We start from the raw sequence: 18,442 nt of genomic DNA, 5'->3' as shown, positions 1-18,442 counted from the left end.
CCCTGCCCGCCGCGGCGGTAATCGGCGCGTTGCCTACTGGCGTTCGCTATCGCCGTCGAGCTCTTCCATTTCGCGCACTCGCTGCGTCGCATCGTCGTTCTGGCGGCGACGGCTCAAAGCGACGATCACGACACCGCCGAGGAACAACGCGCCGAGCAGCAGCCACAGCCAGGTGTAGCCGGAGCCAGCGTCTTTCTCGGCGGAATCGGTTGCTTGAGTTCCTTCGTTATCCCCTCCGCCCGGCGCGGTGGACTCCTCAGATGCATTTGCCGGGGTGAAGGTGAAGTCAGTGTGTCCCTTGGTGGCATGGCCATCGGAGGAAGTGATCTGGTAGCCGATGCGGTACTCGCCCGGCTGCGCATCTACATCGTCCGGAACGTCAATGGAAACCGTGCGGTCATTGACTTCGGGCTCGCCGTTGAACAGGACTTCGCCGTCGGAAACGCGTGACAGCGCGACGGTGTTGAAGTCTTCTTTCGGCTGCCCGGAAAATTCCAGGACGAGCTCTGTCGGGAATTCCGTGACGGTCTCGTCGATGCCTGGACGCGCGGAGATCACTGAGTCGTGTGCAAACGCTGCGGGCGCCGTGCCTACGGCGAGCATTGCTGCGGCGGTTCCAGCAAGCAGTGTGCGGGTGGTGGCGGATTTGATCCTGCGTGCCATCAGTGGGTTTCTCCTCTTTCCAGGTCAGTTTCAACAGTTCCAACTGTCATCACTTCTGCGATGCGTTGGTCTGCCGTAGTAGTCCCCACGCTAGGCCCGAAAGTTCCTGGGATTTTCATGTGGACCTACCTAATCGTGACAAACCACTGGTTAAGCGGTAGGTTGACCGGGTGATTTCCCGTGATCGTCGTTCTCGTAGAAAACCGGCCAACCCGAACCGTTGGCCATTTTTCATTGTCGTGTCGCTTGGCCTGTTGATGGTCGCGCTGGATAACTCGATCCTCTATACCGCGCTTCCTGCCTTGGATGAACAGCTCGGCGCGACCGCGTCCCAGTCCTTGTGGATCATCAACGCCTACCCGCTGGTGATCACGGGCCTTCTTTTGGGTTCGGGGTCTTTGGGCGACCGCATTGGTCACCGCCGCATGTTCATGGTGGGGCTCGTCATTTTCGGTATCGCGTCTCTTGCTGCGGCATTCTCCCCCACTGTGTTGTCGCTCGTGATCGCGCGCGGTTTTCTCGGCGCCGGCGCGGCGACAATGCTTCCCGCCACGCTTGCCCTGATCAACCAGATTTTTCCGGAAGAGCGCGAACGCAACCTCGCGATGAGCATCTGGGTTTCCGCCGCGGTCCTGGGTGCCGCGCTCGGCCCTGTGGTGGGCGGTGCATTGCTGTACTTCTTCTGGTGGGGCTCGGTCTTCCTGATCAATGCTCCAGTCGTTGTGCTGGCCCTCGTGTGCACGCTGCTGATCGGCCCGCGCAACAAGCCGAACCCGGACAAGCACTGGGATCTTATTTCCTCAGTATTCGCGTTGTTCGCCCTGTCGGGATTGACGCTGACGATCGAGGAAGCCGCCCGCCTGGACACCCACATGCCGGTTCTCATCGGCGCCACTGTGGTCATGGTCTTCGGTGCCGTCATGTTCGGCCACCGCCAGCAGAAGCTCGACGACCCGCTGTTGACTTTCGACATCTTCAAAAACCCAGTCTTTACCGGCGGTGCGGTCTCGGCTGCCGGCGCCATGTTCGTGTTGGTGGGCATGGAGATGACCTCCACGCAGCGCCTACAGCTTGTCGACGGCTTCTCGCCTTTCCACGCCGGCCTTGCCATCGGTGTGATCGGCTTTGCGGCTTTGCCGTTCACGATCGCCGGCGGCGCACTGTTGCACCGCATCGGTTTCCAGACCATCGTGTCGGGCGGCTTCGCCGCATGCATCGCCGGCGCACTTATCTGCTGGTGGGGTTCCGCAATCGATAGCTTCCCCGTGTTCCTCGCCGGCGGCATTCTCCTCGGTGCCGGCGCGAACTTCGCGATGTCGGTCTCCTCCACCGCCATCATTGGCGCTGCTCCCCCGGAGCGCGCCGGCATGGCCGGTGGCGTGGAGGAGGTGTCCTACGAATTCGGGACCCTCATCACCGTCGCCGTCTCCGGCTCAATGCTGACCTCCCTCTTGCTGTCGTTCCTCCCACCGGAGCTCGCCGACAAGGGCATGAGCGCAATTTACGATCCCGCCACCCACGATGCCGCCGCTCCGGCTTACGCCCATGCCCACGAACTGACCATGGCCTTCCTCGCCGCAACCGCCGTGGCCTTTTGCGCGATCACCGCGTGGTGTTTCCGTGGGAACCCCAAGTCGCCGAGCATGCATCAGGACGCTTAAAAGCCCCACGAAACTTGTCTCAGTGATGGAACCGTGGGGCGCTGGATCGAGTCTAAGTGGGTATGAACAAAACACCCGCGCTCCCTTGGCTTATTACAGGATTATCAGTTGCAACGTCGATTTCGTATGCAGTCGTACTTTCACTAGGCCCGCCTGACTCGGCGGAAGCAGTTCTAGATTTCAGCGGCAAGGTGTTGGGCCCCGTCGGAGCAGCACTCATCGCGTGGGCTAGGGTCGCTCATACAGTCAAGAGCTCCCGTAGACAGGACGCTTCAAAGGAGTGGCATCAAGATGTCCGATGGGCCACGGAACTCTGCTTCTCCCGAAAGCCACTCGAAACCGCTGTCGGCGTCGCCGTTCTCACCGAACATGATGACCATAGTTACCTAGACAAAGAGCAGGTTAAAATGGTCAACAGAATCCTCGACGTGGTACTCGAACCCATATTTGAAGTCGATGACAGGGAGGGATCAAACTCATGACGTTCCGCTTCGCTTACAAGGAGAACACGACCCTTGAAGGGCTTCGCTTGAAGCGCCCGCCACACATGGGTGAAGTTCTCGCTGCCCAGGCAGTCATCAAGCAGATCGAGGATGGCAAGCGCCCCGGTGAGCGGGTGACTCCCTTCCTCCGCTGGGTGGCCGATTACGGCATGCCCGGCTTCGAAATGGGACCGGTGGTCATCGAGAACCAGGAGGATCAGCCGTAGCTAGCTTGGCAGCTGCCGTGCCTGCTATTTCCCTTTGAGCACTACCCCAGTGCCTATTTCGTTAGTTAGTACTTGATTGTTCCGAATGCTGCGAGCTGGCAGATTTCATCGGCTGCGCGGGGCGGAACATGTTTGGGAACGTTGTCGTCTAGGAGGGCGGCGGTGAAGGCATCGTCAGGGTTGTCCGCCGCCCATGTGTCGGCTGCGCGCTGAATGTCTGCGGCGGTGACGTGTTGGTCTACCTCGTCAAAGTCCGTGAAGACTACGGCATTTGGACCATGTACATCTTTGCCAACGACGACCGGCCTCGACCACATGGCGCCGACGACAAGGCCGCCTCGAAGAATTGTGCTTGCCATTTCTGGGCTGATGGACATTCGTTCTTCCCCAATGCCTCTTCTCACACGGTTCTCGGCTTCCAGCCATAACTCTATTTCTTCTCTGCTCAGAGTCCTTTTCTGACTCGCTATGTCCACCTGGGAATAGATCTTCGGGGTTAAGTAGCAGAAGGGGATGCGGACGTTTTGTTAGACAGTTTCGATTTCCGCAGATCAGACTATACAAATCGGGCCTGAATAAGGATTTAGTCCTTATTCAGGCCCGTTTCTCGTTCAATCCGCCGGAACGGCGCTTCAGTGTGGTAGCTGGATGCTGGTTAGCTTTGCCGGTGACACCAAACAGACCACGATGCCCAGTATGTACTGGGCAAATGAAGAAAAACGGCACCACCACAAAAGGAACGACCAGATGGCGGTGCAAGAACCCTGACTGTGGATCTTCCACCACCTACCGTCGGCCCGATCTGACTAAAACCCGCGACTTTAAAGCGTTTCACCGATACGTGACCTCCACGAGGTCACTAACCGAGATCGCCTGCGATGCCGGAGTCAGCAGATGGGGTCAAGTCTCGGCGGGCATGGCGGTGAACAAAGTGCGAGGTCTGGTCGGCGGTGCTGCGCGTAGCCGCCTTGTCACGAAGCCAAAACAGCCATGAGTCAACCATATTTTTAAAAGAAGCGACTTTCGTAGCATCTCATTGGTAAACCGTATCGCTCAAACAGAGTGATTGATAGCGTTCTGTTCGTCCGACACAGTTTGTTCTACTTATGCACGATCAAGGAGATTGCATGACCATCCGACCGAAAATCCGTTCAGGCGTTGTCCTTGCTTCACTGTCGACCATCGTTCTCGCCGGTGTTCCACTGGCCAGTGCCACACCCGCCGGTTCCGATAATGTTCCTTCGCTCACTTCCACCGTGGCCGATAACTCCGAGGTTGATGCGGCGACGCGCGAAAAAGCAGACCGGTTTATCTCCACTCAAGAAGATCAGTTCGTCATCGACGGCGCAGCCAAGTCGGCATTGACACCGAATGAACTGCAGAAAGTCGAAGCGTCCGTGAAGGAAGCCAACACGGCCATCGCGTCCGCTTCCTCAACCAATGACCCATCGGTTGAAAAGAAAGTCAATGATAAATCCATCGCTTTTTCCCAGTCAACGGGTCCACGCATCGAAAACACCGATGGTGACGCGGTTGACCCATTCTTCCAACCAGGCCGCAACGGAATCGAGTACTACTGGTGGGGGGTGAAGGTATTTATTTCCCAGGGCACTCTCAAAGGGATTGGGGCAGGAGTATCAATCGCAGGAGTCTGGATTCCAGAACCAGTGGTATCGAAGATCGTCTCCACCCTCGGCATTGCAGTTGCCGTTGCTCCCGGCGGTATCTGGGCTGATTTTACTTATGCTCAATTTGCCCTCTTGCCTGTCAACCCAGCAGGCGTCGCGCCTGTGCGGGCTGGCTTCCAGTAAGGTAGCGAAAAAGAGAAAGGATCGCTCATGGTCAAGAAGATTCTGATCTCAGTAGTGGTCATCATGATTCCGATAGCCTCTTGGTTTCATTGGCCGAGTTGGGTGATGTACGCCTTTGCCATCATCGCCCTGGTGTTGATATTCCTTCCAACCAACACCAACAAATAGTGCACCCTCTAGGGGTGACCTCTGTGCGGGGTCACCCCTAGAGGTCGTATAGACAAGGTTTGTGCAATGTATCGAGAATCATTAGCCGTCTGTGTAATTGCCACTGTAAGTGCCTTCATCAGCGGATATACTTCATTAGATTTACCACAAACAAACTCGACAGCATCCACGATTACCCCTCAAGAGACTCCTTATATTGACCATCCCCCAGTCGACTCAGCGCAGTCAGGCCCCAGGTATTCCAGCGGGGACGATATTCAAGTGTGGTGGCCCAATGGCTCCATAGACTGCTCTGTCTCCTATATCTCTATGATAACTGGTTTAACAGCAGGCCACTGTGGAGAAGAGGGGGCGGAAGTCTTCTCCCACGGAAATAAAATAGGAACCATTTCGACAAACTATCTGCTCAACGGCTTGGGTCTCGACATAGCAGAAATCGCTCTCCTCCCCAGCGTAGGGGACCAGATAAGGCCGCTGCAAGTGGAAGAACACCCTCAAGAGTCCGTTGTGTTTGCCAACGATCACGAAGGTCAGAAAAAGTCCGGAGAACTGATCTCCGAACAATACTCGTGTCAGCGATTTTTGTTGAATGGCCAACCAGTGTTTGCTTACGTCCAGACCTCAAGCTTACGACTTTCGCCAGGCGAGTCCGGCGCCCCCATCTACTCTTCATCCGGAAGGTTGGTGGCACTGGGGCAAGGTGGAAATGGTGCTAGCGTGTCCACTGTAACCCCGATTTCGTTGTTGGACAGTGCCAAGTCGGGCGATGTTGACACAGTGCACAAAAGGGCAGGTGGACCCTGTCGGAGATAGACCACGTCTCCCGGCTAAAACCGCGACAATTCCAGTTTTGGAGTAAGCATCCGCACGTTTCATCGCGCTCGATGAAGTATTCGGCCTGGGTGCAGTCGTGACCAACGTAGTGGGACTCGAGCGTGTGTGGGAATGGTCCTCAATGGCGTTCTATCTGTCGTCTGGAGTCTTGCCCTCGGCACTGGCCTCGATACCACTGGTGAGATAGGGAAACGCTGTGGGATGCCCCCGTGGAACGATCGGCGACTTCCCAAACCCTTGAAGTAGATCACCTCCCTGGAGGGGAGACGTCTATTGTCGGCAGTTGGACATTCAGAAACTGGGTGTTGGGCTGAACCGTGACCTTCATTCTTAACTATTCTTTTATTTTTTCCGTCGATAGAGCCATTGGTATTCAATGTGTTTGTTAATTTTTTTCGTTCTTTTCGCTTATCGATAGCACTGGTGCTGTGTCTGCTCGCCCTTGTCTTGTGGGGCTTGCGTGTGCTGGTGATCGCTCCTGTTGATGTTGGTACCGGGGTTTTACTCTTCTTTTTAGCGGCTACACTGCCTCTGGCGGCATATCTTCCAACTGCTGCAGTTTTGGGATATCTCGTATTCTTCGCGGTCGTTAGCTTGTCTGGTCATTCGCCCGATCTGTTGACATTGACGGCGGTTCTGCTGGTTACGGTGGTTACTGCGCAACACAGGTACAAGACTGCTGTGGTCTTTGCTGCTATTACGACGCTGCTCGGGTTTTACTCCCCGGATCAAAAGTCGTTGCGTATGGATCCACAGTCTGTAACCATCTTTACTCTCATGATGGTCAGCGCCTTTGCCGCCGGGTGGTTTATCGCTAGGGCGCACACAAACGAGATGCAACAGAAGTACCAGATGCGCCAACGTCAGGTAGAGGTAGCGGGATTTCTCCATGACATGGTGGCTGCTGATTTAACCGCGCTGATAGCAAGACTTGAAGCACTGACGATCTCCATGCCGGAGAAGGAGCAAGCTCTACAGCGGTGTGCCGCCACAGCGCGTAAGTCAATGAGTGACATCCGCACGCTGGTAGATGAGCTCAATGCCCAGGCGATTAATCATCCGCAGGTGACCGTACCGACACTAACAATGACAGTGATGCAAACTGCCCGTGCACTTCAGGAGGCCGGGTTTCACGTTGAGACCACCACGACTATTCGTGTGGATCCTGCCGCTGAGTCTATCAATAGGGCGCTCAGTCAGTGCCTATCTGAAGCTAGTGCCAACATCATCAAATATGCCGTCCCTTATTCCACAGTTAGTATCACCGCGACTGCAAATACCGAAAAAGTCATGGTGACTCTCGTAAACACGCATAAGCTTGGCCGTGGGCGAGCTGGCTCCAGCAATTTCGGTCTAGGCTCTATGCAGCGAACGATTGCTATCGTAGGTGGAAGCATGACGCTGGATAGCACTGATGCCCGTTGGACGATTACTTTCCAGGTTCCCGTTTGAAAGGTCCCGTAATTGATATGAAAATGTTGGCCTCTCTAATGTTCACCGTTGGCCTTGCGGCAGGTCCCCTCCCAACAGTCGAGGCACCTCCCACTGAGGGTGAACCAGTGATCCAAACGTATCAGTCTATTAAGGACTGGCTGGGGTGTAGTAAGGGTCAAACACACCCTTGGTGCAGCAAGTGAGTTTCACGATCCTGCTTGTTGATGATGATCCCGTAATCCGTGAATCATTTCCGGTTTACTTCTCTAAAGCTCCAGACCTAGAAGTTATCGCCACTGCCACAAACGGGCGCAGTGCACTGACATGGCTCAACAATCACACCTGCGACATCGTATTGTCTGATGTACGTATGCCCGATATGGATGGGATCGAACTGCTGAAAAAGTTGAACAGTTTCGATGCCCCACCTGTCTTTGTCGTGATGACAGCCTACGACACTGACGATACGATGATTACTTCTCTTGCGCGTGGGGCGTCCGGGTACGTCATTAAAGGCCAACCACCGCAGATAATCATTCAGGCGCTAAGGGATGCACTCAACGGAGGGACCAGTCTCTCACCTCAATGCGTGAAACGGTTGGTTGCCCAATCCTCATGGGGGCGTTTCGCCGAACGAATAGAGCAAGCCTCCTTGACCGATAACGAGGAAGCCGTCATGCAATTGCTGTGCCAAGGAAAAAGTAACAGGCAAATAGCGAACGAGTTGTTCTACTCGGAACCTCACGTAAAAAGAATGGTGTCTTCCCTGCTGAAGAAGATGGACTGCAGATCCAGGGCAGAGCTCATAGCGCTTTCATACTAAACGGCCTATATAGTTGGCGGACCCACGCCGCTTAATACTCGAGTGAGCCCGCCAACATTTTCATAGTGCGAGTGTTTTGCACCCCGCCTAGATTCAATCCTGGCACTTGGAGCTTGGACCATCCCCAAGGAAGATTATGCACAATTCGACGGGCTGCCTGCCGTCCAGATTCTGGTAGAGCTACACCTGCGATAAGCCCAACGATGCCTGAAAAGAACACAGAAGGGAACCAAGCCATATCAATTTGAAAATGAAATATGCCAAGTGCCACTAAAGATCCGCAAAGCGTTACCATTAAGCGCATGTTTTACTACCCCATTTAGGCGGCAAAGGCGCCACCTACACCGGCAATGCAGCTGATCGCAAGTCCTGGTCCAATTTTCTTAGCGAGGAACTTTACCAAGGCCCAGTAGGAAGCCCTCTTCTCTAGAATTTCCAGGATTGTATCCTAACCGATTACGCTACCAGCACAACCAGCAATGGTTGCGGCAGCTGCGCTAAGAACTCCATTATCGTCTTGGTCCTCTGCGGCCCTAGTCTGGACTGGTTCTGAATTCAGCTCAGCTTCCATCTTCTTTGCTGAAGACAAGCCTGTTTTCCGACCATTGGAATCAATGGCTACCGCGTCACCATTAGCGTTGAACCCATACTCAACTGTTCCCGCAGGCAAGGGGGAAGCCCCCCGCGGACTCGATATCCTCATTGATTTGTTTAAGGTCATTTTTCGAAACAGTCTCTCGGTCTGCACCGGGAGTAGTGGGAACCCGGTGAGTCTCGACGCACTCCCCCTTCTGCGTGGCAGGACCTGCTCTGGCCGTAGCGACAGGGAATGCGACGAGAGTGGTAGAAACAGCCAGAGAGAGGATTAAAGCTTCCTTCAAACGCATAAATAGACCCTTTCGGAGGCATGAAAAGAGGGGCAAGACAGCACCTTTCAAGCTGCCATTGCCACGTCTATGGGAAAATTAAGTCTCTTCAATGTCTTTCTTCCGTCCGGAAGGATATTGATACGAAAGTATCGACCTGTAAAGACCATGGATTTAGAGACGCCGACTCGATCCTTTTCTTCGGCAACAGTGAATTGCCGGATCAAATCAAGCAGCTAGACGCGCAGTATCGCAATGCCACCGACGTATCTAAGGGGGCTTTCACCTTCCGATTGTTGGCCATAGCTATGACTATCAACGCGAAAGGTGGTGTCGGGAAAACAACGAGCACGATGTCCCTAGCGACCCGTATTCGCCTAACGCGGTATCCCCCTGGACCGTGACCAACCTCAACCGCCAGGGGTCCGCTCTCGACTGGGCCGAGCGTGCCGAGGACGGCGGCGACCCGCTGCCGTTCAACGTCGAGCTGTCGATCCCAAAGCGCGTGGACCGCCGAGCCGCTTTAGTCGCCGATAACGAGATGATGTTTATCGACGTACCACCCGGAGACGAAAACGCGATTGAAGCCACTATCGCCGTCAGTGACTTCATCATCATGCCGACCCGTTCCGCAGCCGCCGATCTGTCGCGGGTGTGGGAGCTGCGCGGCGCTGTAGGCGGCACCCCGCACGCTGTCTCGCTGACTTTCGCCCGTAAGGGAACCAGCGCGCTTGAAGCTGCACGAGAAGCGCTTGAAGCCGAGGACATGCCGCACTTTGAAACGGAGATCCCGCTGCGCGCGGGAATGCACCTTGCCTTTGGCTACTGCCCCAGCCCCGACATGCATGGTTACGACAAGGTGACCGACGAGATTATGGAGATGATGAAGTGACCATCAGCAAAGCGCGCGCACGCGCCCAACAAGGCCCATGGACTAAGAAAAAGGCCACGAAGAAAAGCACAGCCACACCCACGAAGTCCGTACGTTCCGCGTTCCACTAGCCTTCAATCCGTGATTACGTCAAGAAAATGACCATCGAAGTGGACCGCGATTTGCATGCTGAACTCAAAGCTATCGCCGCACGCAAGGGAGTCACCTTGCGTGAAATTGTCGGGTAGTGCCTCGAAGAATACGTCAAGAAGAACCGCTAGCTACTCATGCAGTTTTGCGGGAGCACCTGAAGTGGCAGAACTCCTGCGCCGCTAGCAAAGATCAGAAATACGAAATCTCGCCATTCAGCGGGGCACTGATCGACGAGATTCGAAGGGAGTCAGGAGCCTGTTGGCAACCTAGATTGTGGTCCCAGCTGGGATCGAACCAGCGACCTTTCCGGTGTGAACGGAACGCTCTTCCACTGAGCCATGGGACCGTTGCGTTTTTGGCGCGAGGGATACATTAACACTGCTGTGGCGAAAGACCCTAATCGCGTGCACAGACACCGTGAACGTGAGCTTCGGGTGTGATGGCGGGGCACGGGGAATGTGTGGCCGGGTTCCGGCGCTGGGATGAGGGCGGGATGGGAAGCAGGCGGTGTCGATAAGCGCGCGCTTTGGCGCACCAAAAACAAGTCACAACGACGGGATTTGGTCGAACGCGGGGCGACACATTAGAGTTTCTAGTCGCACAAGTTCACATCGGAACGAATGCATGCGGATGTAGCGCAGTTGGTAGCGCATCACCTTGCCAAGGTGAGGGTCGCGAGTTCGAGTCTCGTCATCCGCTCCAAGTCCCCCCCACGGGGGCTTAAGCGCGATTAGCTCAGCGGTAGAGCACTACCTCGACACGGTAGGGGTCACTGGTTCGATCCCAGTATCGCGCACAAGGGCGACAAGCCCTGATGCGGATGTAGCGCAGTTGGTAGCGCATCACCTTGCCAAGGTGAGGGTCGCGAGTTCGAGTCTCGTCATCCGCTCCACGTACCTCTTGGTACTGTGTAAGAGGCGGAAATCGCCCACGGTGGAATGGCCGAGTGGTGAGGCAAAGGTCTGCAAAACCTTGTACACGGGTTCGATTCCCGTTTCCACCTCCATATTCATGTGAATATTGTGAATATCGCGCGCGATTAGCTCAGCGGTAGAGCACTACCTCGACACGGTAGGGGTCACTGGTTCGATCCCAGTATCGCGCACAAGGGCGACAAGCCCTGACGCGGATGTAGCGCAGTTGGTAGCGCATCACCTTGCCAAGGTGAGGGTCGCGAGTTCGAGTCTCGTCATCCGCTCCACACCACCCCACCGGCTGGAATCACTGTTCCGGCCGGTGGGGTTATCCTTTTGCCATGGCTGCATCCGATTCATCTGAAGCATCACCGAAGACGCACGCGGAGATCATCGGGCCGTCGACGGCGACCCAAGAGGTCCGCGCGGTAGCGATCAGCACGGCGTTCGGATCGTTCACCGCGTCCGGCACGTCCGGGGCGCTGGGCAACGACGCTGACAAAGAAGTCATGCTCGCGCTGCGCGAGTGGGCGGATGTCGTCCTCGTTGGTTCTGGCACGGTCAAAGCCGAGGATTACGGCCCGGCGGACATTCCCATCGCCGTGGTGTCGCGTTCGCTCGACTTCGACACATCCGCGAATCTTTTCAGCGGCCCAGGCCCGCTAATCCTCGCCCCCGACGAGTCACTGACGGACGCCGAGCTCGCCCCGCGCCGCGAAGCGCTGGCGGAGGCAGGCGCCGAACTCGTGGGAACGGGCTCGGGGTCGGCGTCGGAGATCGTCGATACGCTCCGCGGACGCGGGCTCGGCCGCATCGTCTGCGAGGGAGGCCCGTCGCTGTATGCCGCGATGTTCGAAGCATCGCTTATCGATGTCCTCCACCTCACCTGCGCCCCCTTTGTCAACGGCGAGCCTTCTGGTTTGGACGGCGATATCGACGTGGAGCTGGAATTGGAGGACATCTACTCCGCCGGCTCCCATATCTTCGCCCGGTACCGGCGGGTGAGCACGGGAAACTAGTGTCCGTTTAGTAGTTTTGGGGGCTGTGACTACCCGCATGAACGCATTACGCACCGCCTGGTCCGCCCCCGCACCGGAGGGCAGTCAGTGCTCCCCAGCGGTGGCGAATGTGTTCCTGTGGCCGCTGGCTGCGCTGCTTGTCATCCACCGCATCTTCGCGGTAGCGCTGCCCGGCACCGTGACCGACGACTTCACCACTGTGTGGTCGGCCGCGCGCCGGTTCGTCCTCCGTGAGCCGGTGTACAACGAGCTCTACCACCACGTCGACCCGCACTACCTGTACAACCCGGGCGCAACATTGCTGCTGTCTCCTTTGGGTTTGGTGGACAATATCGGCGCGGTTCGTGCCCTGTTCATCCTCGTCAACGCCGCGTGCATCATCGGCGCACTGGCCTGGCTGACACGGCTGGCCGGGCATCGGTTGTCCTCCCCCGTTTTCCCGGGCGCGGTGGCCCTCGCATTTCTGACCGAAGCGGTGACAAACACCCTGGGCTTCACCAATATCAACGGCGTTCTCTTCCTCGGGCTCGTCGCCTTCCTCGCCTGGCTGCTCAACGCGGGCGCCGGCTCGTCGTGGGCCGCCGGACTCGTGCTCGGTCTGTGCATCCTGATCAAGCCGATGTTCGCGCCCCTGTTGCTGCTGCCCCTGCTGCGTCTGGATTGGCGCGCGATCATTGGTGGCATCGCTGTGCCTGTCGTGCTCAATCTGATCGCCTGGCCGCTGACCCCTGGGGCGCGCGACTACATCGATATCGTCGCGCCGTATCTCGGCATCACGCGCGACTACGCGAACTCCTCGCTATCCGGCGCCGCGGTCTATTTCGGCATGCCGGGCTGGTTGCACACAGTGCTCTTCCTTCTCTTCGCCGCTGCTGCGCTCGTCGCCGTGGTGTTCTTGGCCCGCTACCGTTTCACCGCCGAGTGGGTCTGGGCCACCACCACCGCCGCTGTTCTCCTCGCCGGCGTGTGCCTGCTGTCCTCGCTTGGCCAGGCGTATTACTCGATGCTGCTCTTCCCCGCTGTGTTCACCATCGGCCACCGTCTCAGCGCTTTCCGTTCGCCTGCCGCATGGGCGGGAATAATCTTGTGCCTGTCACCGCTGACCTGGGTAGTGGACGGCCACTACGTCACCGGCCGCTGGCTCGACACCTTCCTGCCTACTGTCGGCTGGGCGGTGTTCATCGTCGCAGTGGCGGCGTGGGCCGTGGCTGTCAGCACTTCCGACCGACCTGAAAGGACGCACCGCCATGGCGGACAACACGAATTACAGCGACTGGACTGAGACTCAGTGGCGTGAGCGCCTGAGCCAGCAGGAGTACCACGTGCTCCGCGAGGCCGGCACGGAGCCACCGGGAGTCGGCGAGTACACCGACACCACCACTGAAGGCGTGTACCGTTGCCGCGCCTGCAATGCAGAGCTGTTCCGCTCCACCGAGAAATTCAACTCCCACTGCGGCTGGCCGTCATTCTTCTCCCCGCTCGCTGGCGACAAGGTGATCGAACGCGAGGACCGCTCGCTCGGCATGGTGCGCACCGAGGTGCTGTGCGCCAACTGCAACTCCCACTTGGGCCATGTGTTCGCCGGTGAGGGGTACGACACCCCGACCGACCTGCGTTACTGCATCAACTCCATCTCCATGACATTGGAGGAAAAGCCGGTGCAGTAAAGCTGCCGGCTCCCGGTAGCTGAGCTGCTTTAGGACAGCGAAAAGCGCCTGTCCCCGCGGAGGGTGCGGGAGCAGGCGCTTCGTCGATAAGCGAATGCTTTATGCGCCGAGGTTTACGGCAGGACCTCGACGATCTCTGCGATATCGGCAACGCGGCGGCCGGAGAAGAACGGCAGCTCCTCGCGCACGTGGAGGCGGGCCTCCGTGTAGCGCATCTTGTGCATCAGATCGGAGATGCGACCCAGCGTCGGCGCCTCGAAAGCGAGCATCCACTCGTAATCGCCGAGGGAGAACGCCGACATCGTGTTAGCCCGCACATCCTTGTAGTCCGCGGCGGCCTGACCATGCTCGATGAGCAGGCGGCGGCGCTTGTCCGCGTCCATGACGTACCAGTCGTAGGAACGGGTGAACGGGTAGACCGTGATCCAATCCTGCGGCTCCTCGCCCATGATGAAGGCGGGCAGGTGGCCACGGTTGAACTCTGCCGGACGGTGGAGGCCCACACCGATCCAGAAGACCTCGAGGCACTGACCCAGCACAGTCGTGCGGCGGAAATCGTTGTACGCCTTCTGAATGTCTTCGAATTCCTCCGCGTGCCACCAGATCATCACGTCGGCCTCCGCACGGATGCCGGAGATATCGTAGATGCCGCGGACGACGACCTTGCCCTCTTCTTCGAGGCCGGCGAAGAACTTCTTCAGCTCCGCGATGACATCCCCACGCTCGGTGCCGAGCGCGCCCGGGATCGCGCGGAACGTCGCCCACTGGGCGTAACGCTGAGTGTTGTTGAGCTTTTCAATATCCGGCTGAGTCATGCCGCACATCCTTTCTTCCCCTACCGCGGGGAGGTCCAACAAAAGTTCTATCCGCCGATCCTACAGGGCGTGCTTCAACGGATAACGGCGCGCCTCCACAGAATGCGGCCAGGCACTGTCTAGCTTGGAACGCGTGACACATTCGGACCACCCGCAGCTCTCCGCCGCCCCCTCCCCGACCACGAAAACTGCCGCGACCGACGCGCAGAACGGGGAGTCCGCGACGATCCCTGCCGAATTCAACGAAGCAGTGGAGTCCATGCACCGCGCGCAATTGCGTCCGGAGATCAGCCTGGGCACCATCCGTCCGCCGCAGCGCCCCGCGCCGTTCAGCCACGCCGTGGGCCTCGAGGTACAACAGCTTAACGACGACGCGCCTATCCCCACCGACTCCCAAGGCGACGCGTTCGGTCGCCTGATCCTTCTGTACTCCCCGTCCTCCGAAGAGGCGTGGGAGGGCTCCATGCGTCTGGTCGCCTACATCCAGGCGGACATGGACGACGCGGTGGCCTCCGACCCGCTGCTGCCGGATGTCGCGTGGCAGTGGCTCGGCGAATCCCTGGCCGAATCAGGTGCCGAATACACCAACCTCGGCGGCACCGTGACATCCACATCGTCGGTCCGCTTCGGCGAGATCGGCGGTCCGCCGCGCGCCTACCAGATCGAGATGCGCGCCTCCTGGACCGCCGCCGGCACCGACCTCGCCCACCACGTCGAGGCGTTTTCGAAGGTGCTCGCCCACGTCGCCGGCCTTCCGCCGGAAGGTGTCGCTGGCATCGACGGCCGCCGCTAACCGATGCCTGATACTTCCCGTCGCACCTCCGGCTCCGGCGCCTATACTGTCGCCACCTCGCCGGAGGAGTACCAGCGTGCCGCTGCGGCGCTAGCTGCCGGACGGGGCCCTTTCGCCATCGACACTGAGCGCGCGTCAGCCTACCGCTACGACGACCGCGCCTTCTTAGTCCAGATCTTCCGCCGCGGCGCCGGCACCTTCTTGCTCGCGCCCGAAGGTCACCGTGATGACTTCGAATCGATTCTCGCGCCCGTGGTGGGCGGAGGCGACTGGATCGTCCACGCCGCACCGGAGGACCTCCCCAGTCTTTCCGAGCTCGGCTTGTACCCGGGCACGCTTTTCGACACCGCGCTGGCGGGCCGCATCGCCGGCTTCGACAAGCCAAACTTGGCCGCCATGGTCGAGGAATTCTGCGGCGTGGTCCTTGAAAAAGGTCACGGCCGCGAGGATTGGTCTGAAGTTCCCCTGCCGGCGGAATGGCTCGACTATGCCGCCGAGGACGTCATCTACCTCAATGAGCTCGCCGAAGCGCAAGCCGAACTGCTCGCCGCCACCGACAAACTCGAGATCGCGGACGAGGAATTCGCCTTCATCGTCGCCGAATATGCTGAGTGGGAACCGACCGTGAAAACGTGGCGGGATCTCAAAGGAATCGCGCAATTGAAGTCGCGGACATCCCTCGCCGTCGCACGCGCCTTGTGGGAAGAGCGCGATACCGAAGCGCGCGACCGTGATAAATCTCCGTCGCAAATCCTGCCCAATAAGGTCGTTCTCGCCGTCGCGAAAGCCCTGCCCCGGTCTCCGCGTGATCTGGGTGCGGTCCCCGGATTTCCGCAACGCCGACGCGGCGCTGTGCAACGCTGGTTTCCGGTGCTGCAGTCCGTCTACGATTCCGATCCGTCGACCTGGCCGACGCGGAAAAGGCGTGCGGACGATAACGAAACCGGCCCGCCTGGGAAATCCGCATGGCAGCGCCACCACCCTGATTCATGGGAGGCATTGCAAGCCATGCGATCGGCAGTGGCGTATTCCGCAGCCCAGCTCGAAATGCAAGCCGAAGTCTTGCTCACTCCAGCGACGCTGCGTGAAGCGGTGTGGACGGTGACCAATGAGCCCGGACCGTGGAGCACGCACCGCGTTGCGGTGCTGCTGCGTTCGCTCGGCGCCCGCGAATGGCAGATCGCGGAAGTCGCCCCGCTGTTCGGGTTGATAGAGGTCTAACTGCTTCGCGCAGCGCTTAGAGGTTCCCGATCCACTCTTCAATAGATGCCTGGGCAGAGGCCGCATCCAGGCCCACATCCGCGATCAGCTGCGAACGTGACGCATGATTCGGGAACACGTCCGGGAATGCCAGACGGCGCAGCGGCGTATCCACCTCGGCAGCGCTGAGTGCCTCGGAGATCACGGATCCGATGCCGCCGCGGACAATGCCGTCTTCGTGGACGACCACCATGTCGGCGGATGCGGCCATTTCAATCAGCTCCGCGTTCACCGGCACGATCCAGCGCGGGTCCACCACGGTGATGCGCTGACCCTCACCGTTGAGCTCGTTCGCAACACGCACTGCGTTGTCTGCGAACTCACCGATGGCGATGACCAGCACCTCAGGGGTATCGTCGCTTTCCTCGCCCAGCGGCTCAACCAGAATGTCGCAGCCGCCCGGCGTGCGGCGCACCGCATCGATGGCGGGGCCGACGTCGCCCTTCGGGAAACGAACCACCGTCGGGCCGTCCTCGATCGCGATCGCCTCGCGGAATTCTTCGCGCAGACGGTCCGCATCGCGCGGCGCAGCCACACGGATACCGGGAACGATCGACGTGATCGCCATATCCCACACACCGTTGTGGCTCGCACCGTCACTGCCCGTGACACCGGCGCGATCCAGCACCAAAGTCACCGGTTGCTTGATCAGTGCGACATCCATGAGCAACTGGTCAAACGCTCGGTTGAGGAAGGTGGAGTACACCGCGACGACCGGGTGCAGGCCACCCAACGCCATGCCAGACGCGGAGGTCACCGCGTGCTGCTCGGCAATACCGACGTCGAAGAACCGGGACGGGAATTTCTCCGCGAACGGAGTCAGCCCCGTCGGGCCTGCCATCGCCGCGGTGAGCGCGACAATGTCTTCGCGCTCGTGGGCTGCACGGAGAAGCTCTTCCGAGAAGACCGAGGTCCAACCGGGCCCCGCTTCACCGAGCGCCTCACCCGTCACCGGGTCGATGACGCCGGTGGAGTGCATCTGGTCAGCCTCGTCGTTGACAGCCGGAGCGAAGCCGTGACCCTTCTCGGTAGCCACGTGAATGATCAGCGGGCCGTCGTATTGCTTTGCATACGCCAACGCCGTCATCAGCGAACCGATGTCGTGACCCTCGATCGGGCCGACGTATTTCATGCCCAGCTCCTGGAACATCTGCGTGGGCACCACCTGGTGCTTGATGCCCTCCTTCATCGCGTGGAGGGCATCGAAAGCGCGCTCACCGACCCAGCCCATGGATTTGAGGGTGCGCTTGCCTTGCTCCATGACCTCGTCGTAGCCCGGCTGAATCCGAATCTGTGCTATCTGGGAGCGCAGCTCATCCAGGTTGCGGGCGAAGCCGCCGATCGTCGGCGAATAGGAGCGCCCGTTGTCGTTGACCACGATGACGACATTGCGGTCGCTCTCAGCGATATTGTTCAGCGCTTCCCAGCACATTCCGCCGGTCAGCGCACCATCGCCGACGACAGCCACGACATTCTTGTCGCCCTTGCCGTGCAGCACCTTCGCCTTGGACAAGCCGTCTGCGTAAGACAGCGCCGCGGAGGCGTGGGACGACTCCGTCCAATCGTGCTCCGACTCGCTGCGGTTGGTGTAGCCCGACAGACCGTCTTTCTGGCGCAGCGTGTCGAACTGGTAGGCGCGACCGGTGAGAATCTTGTGAACGTAGGACTGGTGGGACGTGTCGAAGATGATCGGCTCTTCCGGCGAATCGAAGACCGCGTGCAAAGCGATCGTCAGCTCCACCACACCCAAGTTCGGGCCGAGGTGCCCGCCGGTGGCGGAGACCTTTTCGATCAGGAATTCGCGGATTTCATTCGCGAGACGGTCAAGCTCGTCCCTCGACATGTCCTTCAGATCAGCAGGAAAATCGCGGTGGTCAAGGCTACTCACTAGTCGTCTTGGCTCCTTCTCGGCGAATTCTTCCCCCGCCCCGGTTTCTGCCCAGCTCGGGTCACCGTGGACGGACTCTCTCGTTCTGATCGA

17 protein-coding genes, 7 tRNA genes and 1 pseudogene are annotated in these 18,442 nt (G+C 58.9%); 20 read left to right on the top strand and 5 right to left on the bottom strand.

The genetic code is table 11. The annotated features are described in order from the left end of the window. Nucleotides 1-33: 33 nt before the first annotated feature. Entirely contained in the window at nt 34-663 is a 630-nt protein-coding gene (locus tag M3G19_RS00325) for a copper resistance protein CopC (protein WP_259899774.1), read from the bottom strand. Nucleotides 664-833: 170 nt separating this feature from the next. Between M3G19_RS00325 and M3G19_RS00320 the strand changes: the two genes are divergently transcribed. From M3G19_RS00320 to M3G19_RS00310, 3 genes are all read left to right on the top strand, one after another. After that, entirely contained in the window at nt 834-2,324 is a 1,491-nt protein-coding gene (locus tag M3G19_RS00320) for an MFS transporter (RefSeq protein WP_259899773.1), read from the top strand. Nucleotides 2,325-2,386: 62 nt separating this feature from the next. Further along, nucleotides 2,387-2,806 (top strand): hypothetical protein, encoded by a 420-nt coding sequence (locus M3G19_RS00315; RefSeq protein ID WP_259899772.1) that lies wholly within the window; start codon nt 2,387-2,389, stop codon nt 2,804-2,806. After that, nucleotides 2,803-3,033: a hypothetical protein gene (locus tag M3G19_RS00310; protein WP_259899771.1), complete on the top strand. Its 231-nt coding sequence runs from the start codon at nt 2,803-2,805 to the stop codon at nt 3,031-3,033. Before M3G19_RS00315 ends, M3G19_RS00310 begins: the two co-directional genes overlap by 4 nt. Nucleotides 3,034-3,098: 65 nt before the next feature. On the opposite strand, the gene M3G19_RS00305 is transcribed toward M3G19_RS00310, so the two are convergent. Next, entirely contained in the window at nt 3,099-3,392 is a 294-nt protein-coding gene (locus M3G19_RS00305; RefSeq protein ID WP_259899770.1) for a hypothetical protein, read from the bottom strand. 350 nt (nt 3,393-3,742) lie between these two features. Here M3G19_RS00305 and M3G19_RS00300 point away from each other — a divergent pair. From M3G19_RS00300 to M3G19_RS00275, 6 genes and pseudogenes are all read left to right on the top strand, one after another. Then, nucleotides 3,743-3,931 (top strand): annotated as a pseudogene (locus M3G19_RS00300) (IS256 family transposase); the annotation flags it as partial. 229 nt (nt 3,932-4,160) lie between these two features. Continuing rightward, complete coding sequence (locus tag M3G19_RS00295) at nt 4,161-4,844, top strand: hypothetical protein (protein WP_259899769.1); 684 nt, start codon at nt 4,161-4,163, stop codon at nt 4,842-4,844. A 27-nt stretch (nt 4,845-4,871) separates the two neighbouring features. Then, nucleotides 4,872-5,012, top strand: a complete 141-nt coding sequence (locus tag M3G19_RS00290; RefSeq protein ID WP_259899768.1) for a hypothetical protein — start codon at nt 4,872-4,874, stop codon at nt 5,010-5,012. A 1,212-nt stretch (nt 5,013-6,224) separates the two neighbouring features. Further along, nucleotides 6,225-7,298, top strand: coding sequence for a sensor histidine kinase (locus M3G19_RS00285; RefSeq protein ID WP_259899767.1), 1,074 nt, complete (start codon nt 6,225-6,227; stop codon nt 7,296-7,298). 181 nt (nt 7,299-7,479) lie between these two features. Further along, the gene (locus tag M3G19_RS00280) at nt 7,480-8,103 is read left to right on the top strand and encodes a response regulator transcription factor (RefSeq protein ID WP_259899766.1); all 624 of its coding nucleotides are present in this window, start codon (nt 7,480-7,482) and stop codon (nt 8,101-8,103) included. Nucleotides 8,104-9,369: 1,266 nt separating this feature from the next. After that, complete coding sequence (locus M3G19_RS00275; RefSeq protein ID WP_259899765.1) at nt 9,370-9,861, top strand: ParA family protein; 492 nt, start codon at nt 9,370-9,372, stop codon at nt 9,859-9,861. A 406-nt stretch (nt 9,862-10,267) separates the two neighbouring features. On the opposite strand, the gene M3G19_RS00270 is transcribed toward M3G19_RS00275, so the two are convergent. Next, nucleotides 10,268-10,339, bottom strand: a tRNA-Val gene (locus M3G19_RS00270). A 280-nt stretch (nt 10,340-10,619) separates the two neighbouring features. Here M3G19_RS00270 and M3G19_RS00265 point away from each other — a divergent pair. The 9 genes from M3G19_RS00265 (at nt 10,620) to msrB (ending at nt 13,593) form a co-directional block, all read left to right on the top strand. Then, a tRNA-Gly gene (locus M3G19_RS00265) sits at nt 10,620-10,695 on the top strand. Between the two features lie 22 nt (nt 10,696-10,717). Continuing rightward, nucleotides 10,718-10,789, top strand: a tRNA-Val gene (locus M3G19_RS00260). Between the two features lie 20 nt (nt 10,790-10,809). Beyond that, nucleotides 10,810-10,885, top strand: a tRNA-Gly gene (locus tag M3G19_RS00255). Nucleotides 10,886-10,925: 40 nt separating this feature from the next. Continuing rightward, nucleotides 10,926-10,999: transfer RNA gene (locus M3G19_RS00250), tRNA-Cys, on the top strand. 27 nt (nt 11,000-11,026) lie between these two features. Continuing rightward, nucleotides 11,027-11,098: transfer RNA gene (locus M3G19_RS00245), tRNA-Val, on the top strand. A gap of 20 nt (nt 11,099-11,118) precedes the next feature. After that, nucleotides 11,119-11,194: transfer RNA gene (locus tag M3G19_RS00240), tRNA-Gly, on the top strand. Between the two features lie 54 nt (nt 11,195-11,248). Continuing rightward, on the top strand, nt 11,249-11,926 hold the full coding sequence (locus tag M3G19_RS00235) for a dihydrofolate reductase family protein (RefSeq protein WP_259899764.1): 678 nt from the start codon (nt 11,249-11,251) through the stop codon (nt 11,924-11,926). A gap of 25 nt (nt 11,927-11,951) precedes the next feature. Further along, on the top strand, nt 11,952-13,208 hold the full coding sequence (locus M3G19_RS00230; RefSeq protein ID WP_259899763.1) for a glycosyltransferase family 87 protein: 1,257 nt from the start codon (nt 11,952-11,954) through the stop codon (nt 13,206-13,208). Continuing rightward, nucleotides 13,174-13,593 (top strand): peptide-methionine (R)-S-oxide reductase MsrB, encoded by a 420-nt coding sequence (gene msrB / locus M3G19_RS00225; RefSeq protein WP_259899762.1) that lies wholly within the window; start codon nt 13,174-13,176, stop codon nt 13,591-13,593. Before M3G19_RS00230 ends, msrB begins: the two co-directional genes overlap by 35 nt. A 113-nt stretch (nt 13,594-13,706) precedes the next feature. On the opposite strand, the gene hemQ is transcribed toward msrB, so the two are convergent. Next, a complete protein-coding gene (hemQ, locus tag M3G19_RS00220; protein ID WP_259899761.1) occupies nt 13,707-14,408 on the bottom strand; it encodes a hydrogen peroxide-dependent heme synthase in 702 nt (233 codons plus the stop codon). 133 nt (nt 14,409-14,541) lie between these two features. Between hemQ and M3G19_RS00215 the strand changes: the two genes are divergently transcribed. Continuing rightward, nucleotides 14,542-15,201: a DUF3000 domain-containing protein gene (locus tag M3G19_RS00215; RefSeq protein WP_259899760.1), complete on the top strand. Its 660-nt coding sequence runs from the start codon at nt 14,542-14,544 to the stop codon at nt 15,199-15,201. Nucleotides 15,202-15,204: 3 nt separating this feature from the next. Beyond that, nucleotides 15,205-16,422 carry an HRDC domain-containing protein gene (locus tag M3G19_RS00210; protein WP_259899759.1) on the top strand — a complete coding sequence of 406 codons (1,218 nt, stop codon included), beginning with the start codon at nt 15,205-15,207 and terminating at the stop codon, nt 16,420-16,422. Between the two features lie 16 nt (nt 16,423-16,438). Here M3G19_RS00210 and dxs read toward each other — a convergent pair whose 3' ends face one another. Next, entirely contained in the window at nt 16,439-18,349 is a 1,911-nt protein-coding gene (gene dxs, locus M3G19_RS00205) for a 1-deoxy-D-xylulose-5-phosphate synthase (RefSeq protein WP_259899758.1), read from the bottom strand. Nucleotides 18,350-18,442 lie beyond the last annotated feature (93 nt).

Source organism: Corynebacterium sp. p3-SID1194 (genome assembly GCF_025144155.1).
GTDB lineage: Bacteria > Actinomycetota > Actinomycetes > Mycobacteriales > Mycobacteriaceae > Corynebacterium.
This window is presented reverse-complemented; position numbering and strand designations above follow the sequence as displayed.

Coding starts and splice junctions, on each gene's coding strand:
- M3G19_RS00325 (WP_259899774.1), bottom strand. CDS start 663: ATGGCACGCAGGATCAAATCCGCCACCACCCGCACACTGCTTGCTGGA.
- M3G19_RS00315 (WP_259899772.1), top strand. CDS start 2,387: ATGAACAAAACACCCGCGCTCCCTTGGCTTATTACAGGATTATCAGTT.
- M3G19_RS00310 (WP_259899771.1), top strand. CDS start 2,803: ATGACGTTCCGCTTCGCTTACAAGGAGAACACGACCCTTGAAGGGCTT.
- M3G19_RS00305 (WP_259899770.1), bottom strand. CDS start 3,392: ATGGCAAGCACAATTCTTCGAGGCGGCCTTGTCGTCGGCGCCATGTGG.
- M3G19_RS00295 (WP_259899769.1), top strand. CDS start 4,161: ATGACCATCCGACCGAAAATCCGTTCAGGCGTTGTCCTTGCTTCACTG.
- M3G19_RS00290 (WP_259899768.1), top strand. CDS start 4,872: ATGGTCAAGAAGATTCTGATCTCAGTAGTGGTCATCATGATTCCGATA.
- M3G19_RS00235 (WP_259899764.1), top strand. CDS start 11,249: ATGGCTGCATCCGATTCATCTGAAGCATCACCGAAGACGCACGCGGAG.
- msrB (WP_259899762.1), top strand. CDS start 13,174: ATGGCGGACAACACGAATTACAGCGACTGGACTGAGACTCAGTGGCGT.
- hemQ (WP_259899761.1), bottom strand. CDS start 14,408: ATGACTCAGCCGGATATTGAAAAGCTCAACAACACTCAGCGTTACGCC.
- M3G19_RS00210 (WP_259899759.1), top strand. CDS start 15,205: ATGCCTGATACTTCCCGTCGCACCTCCGGCTCCGGCGCCTATACTGTC.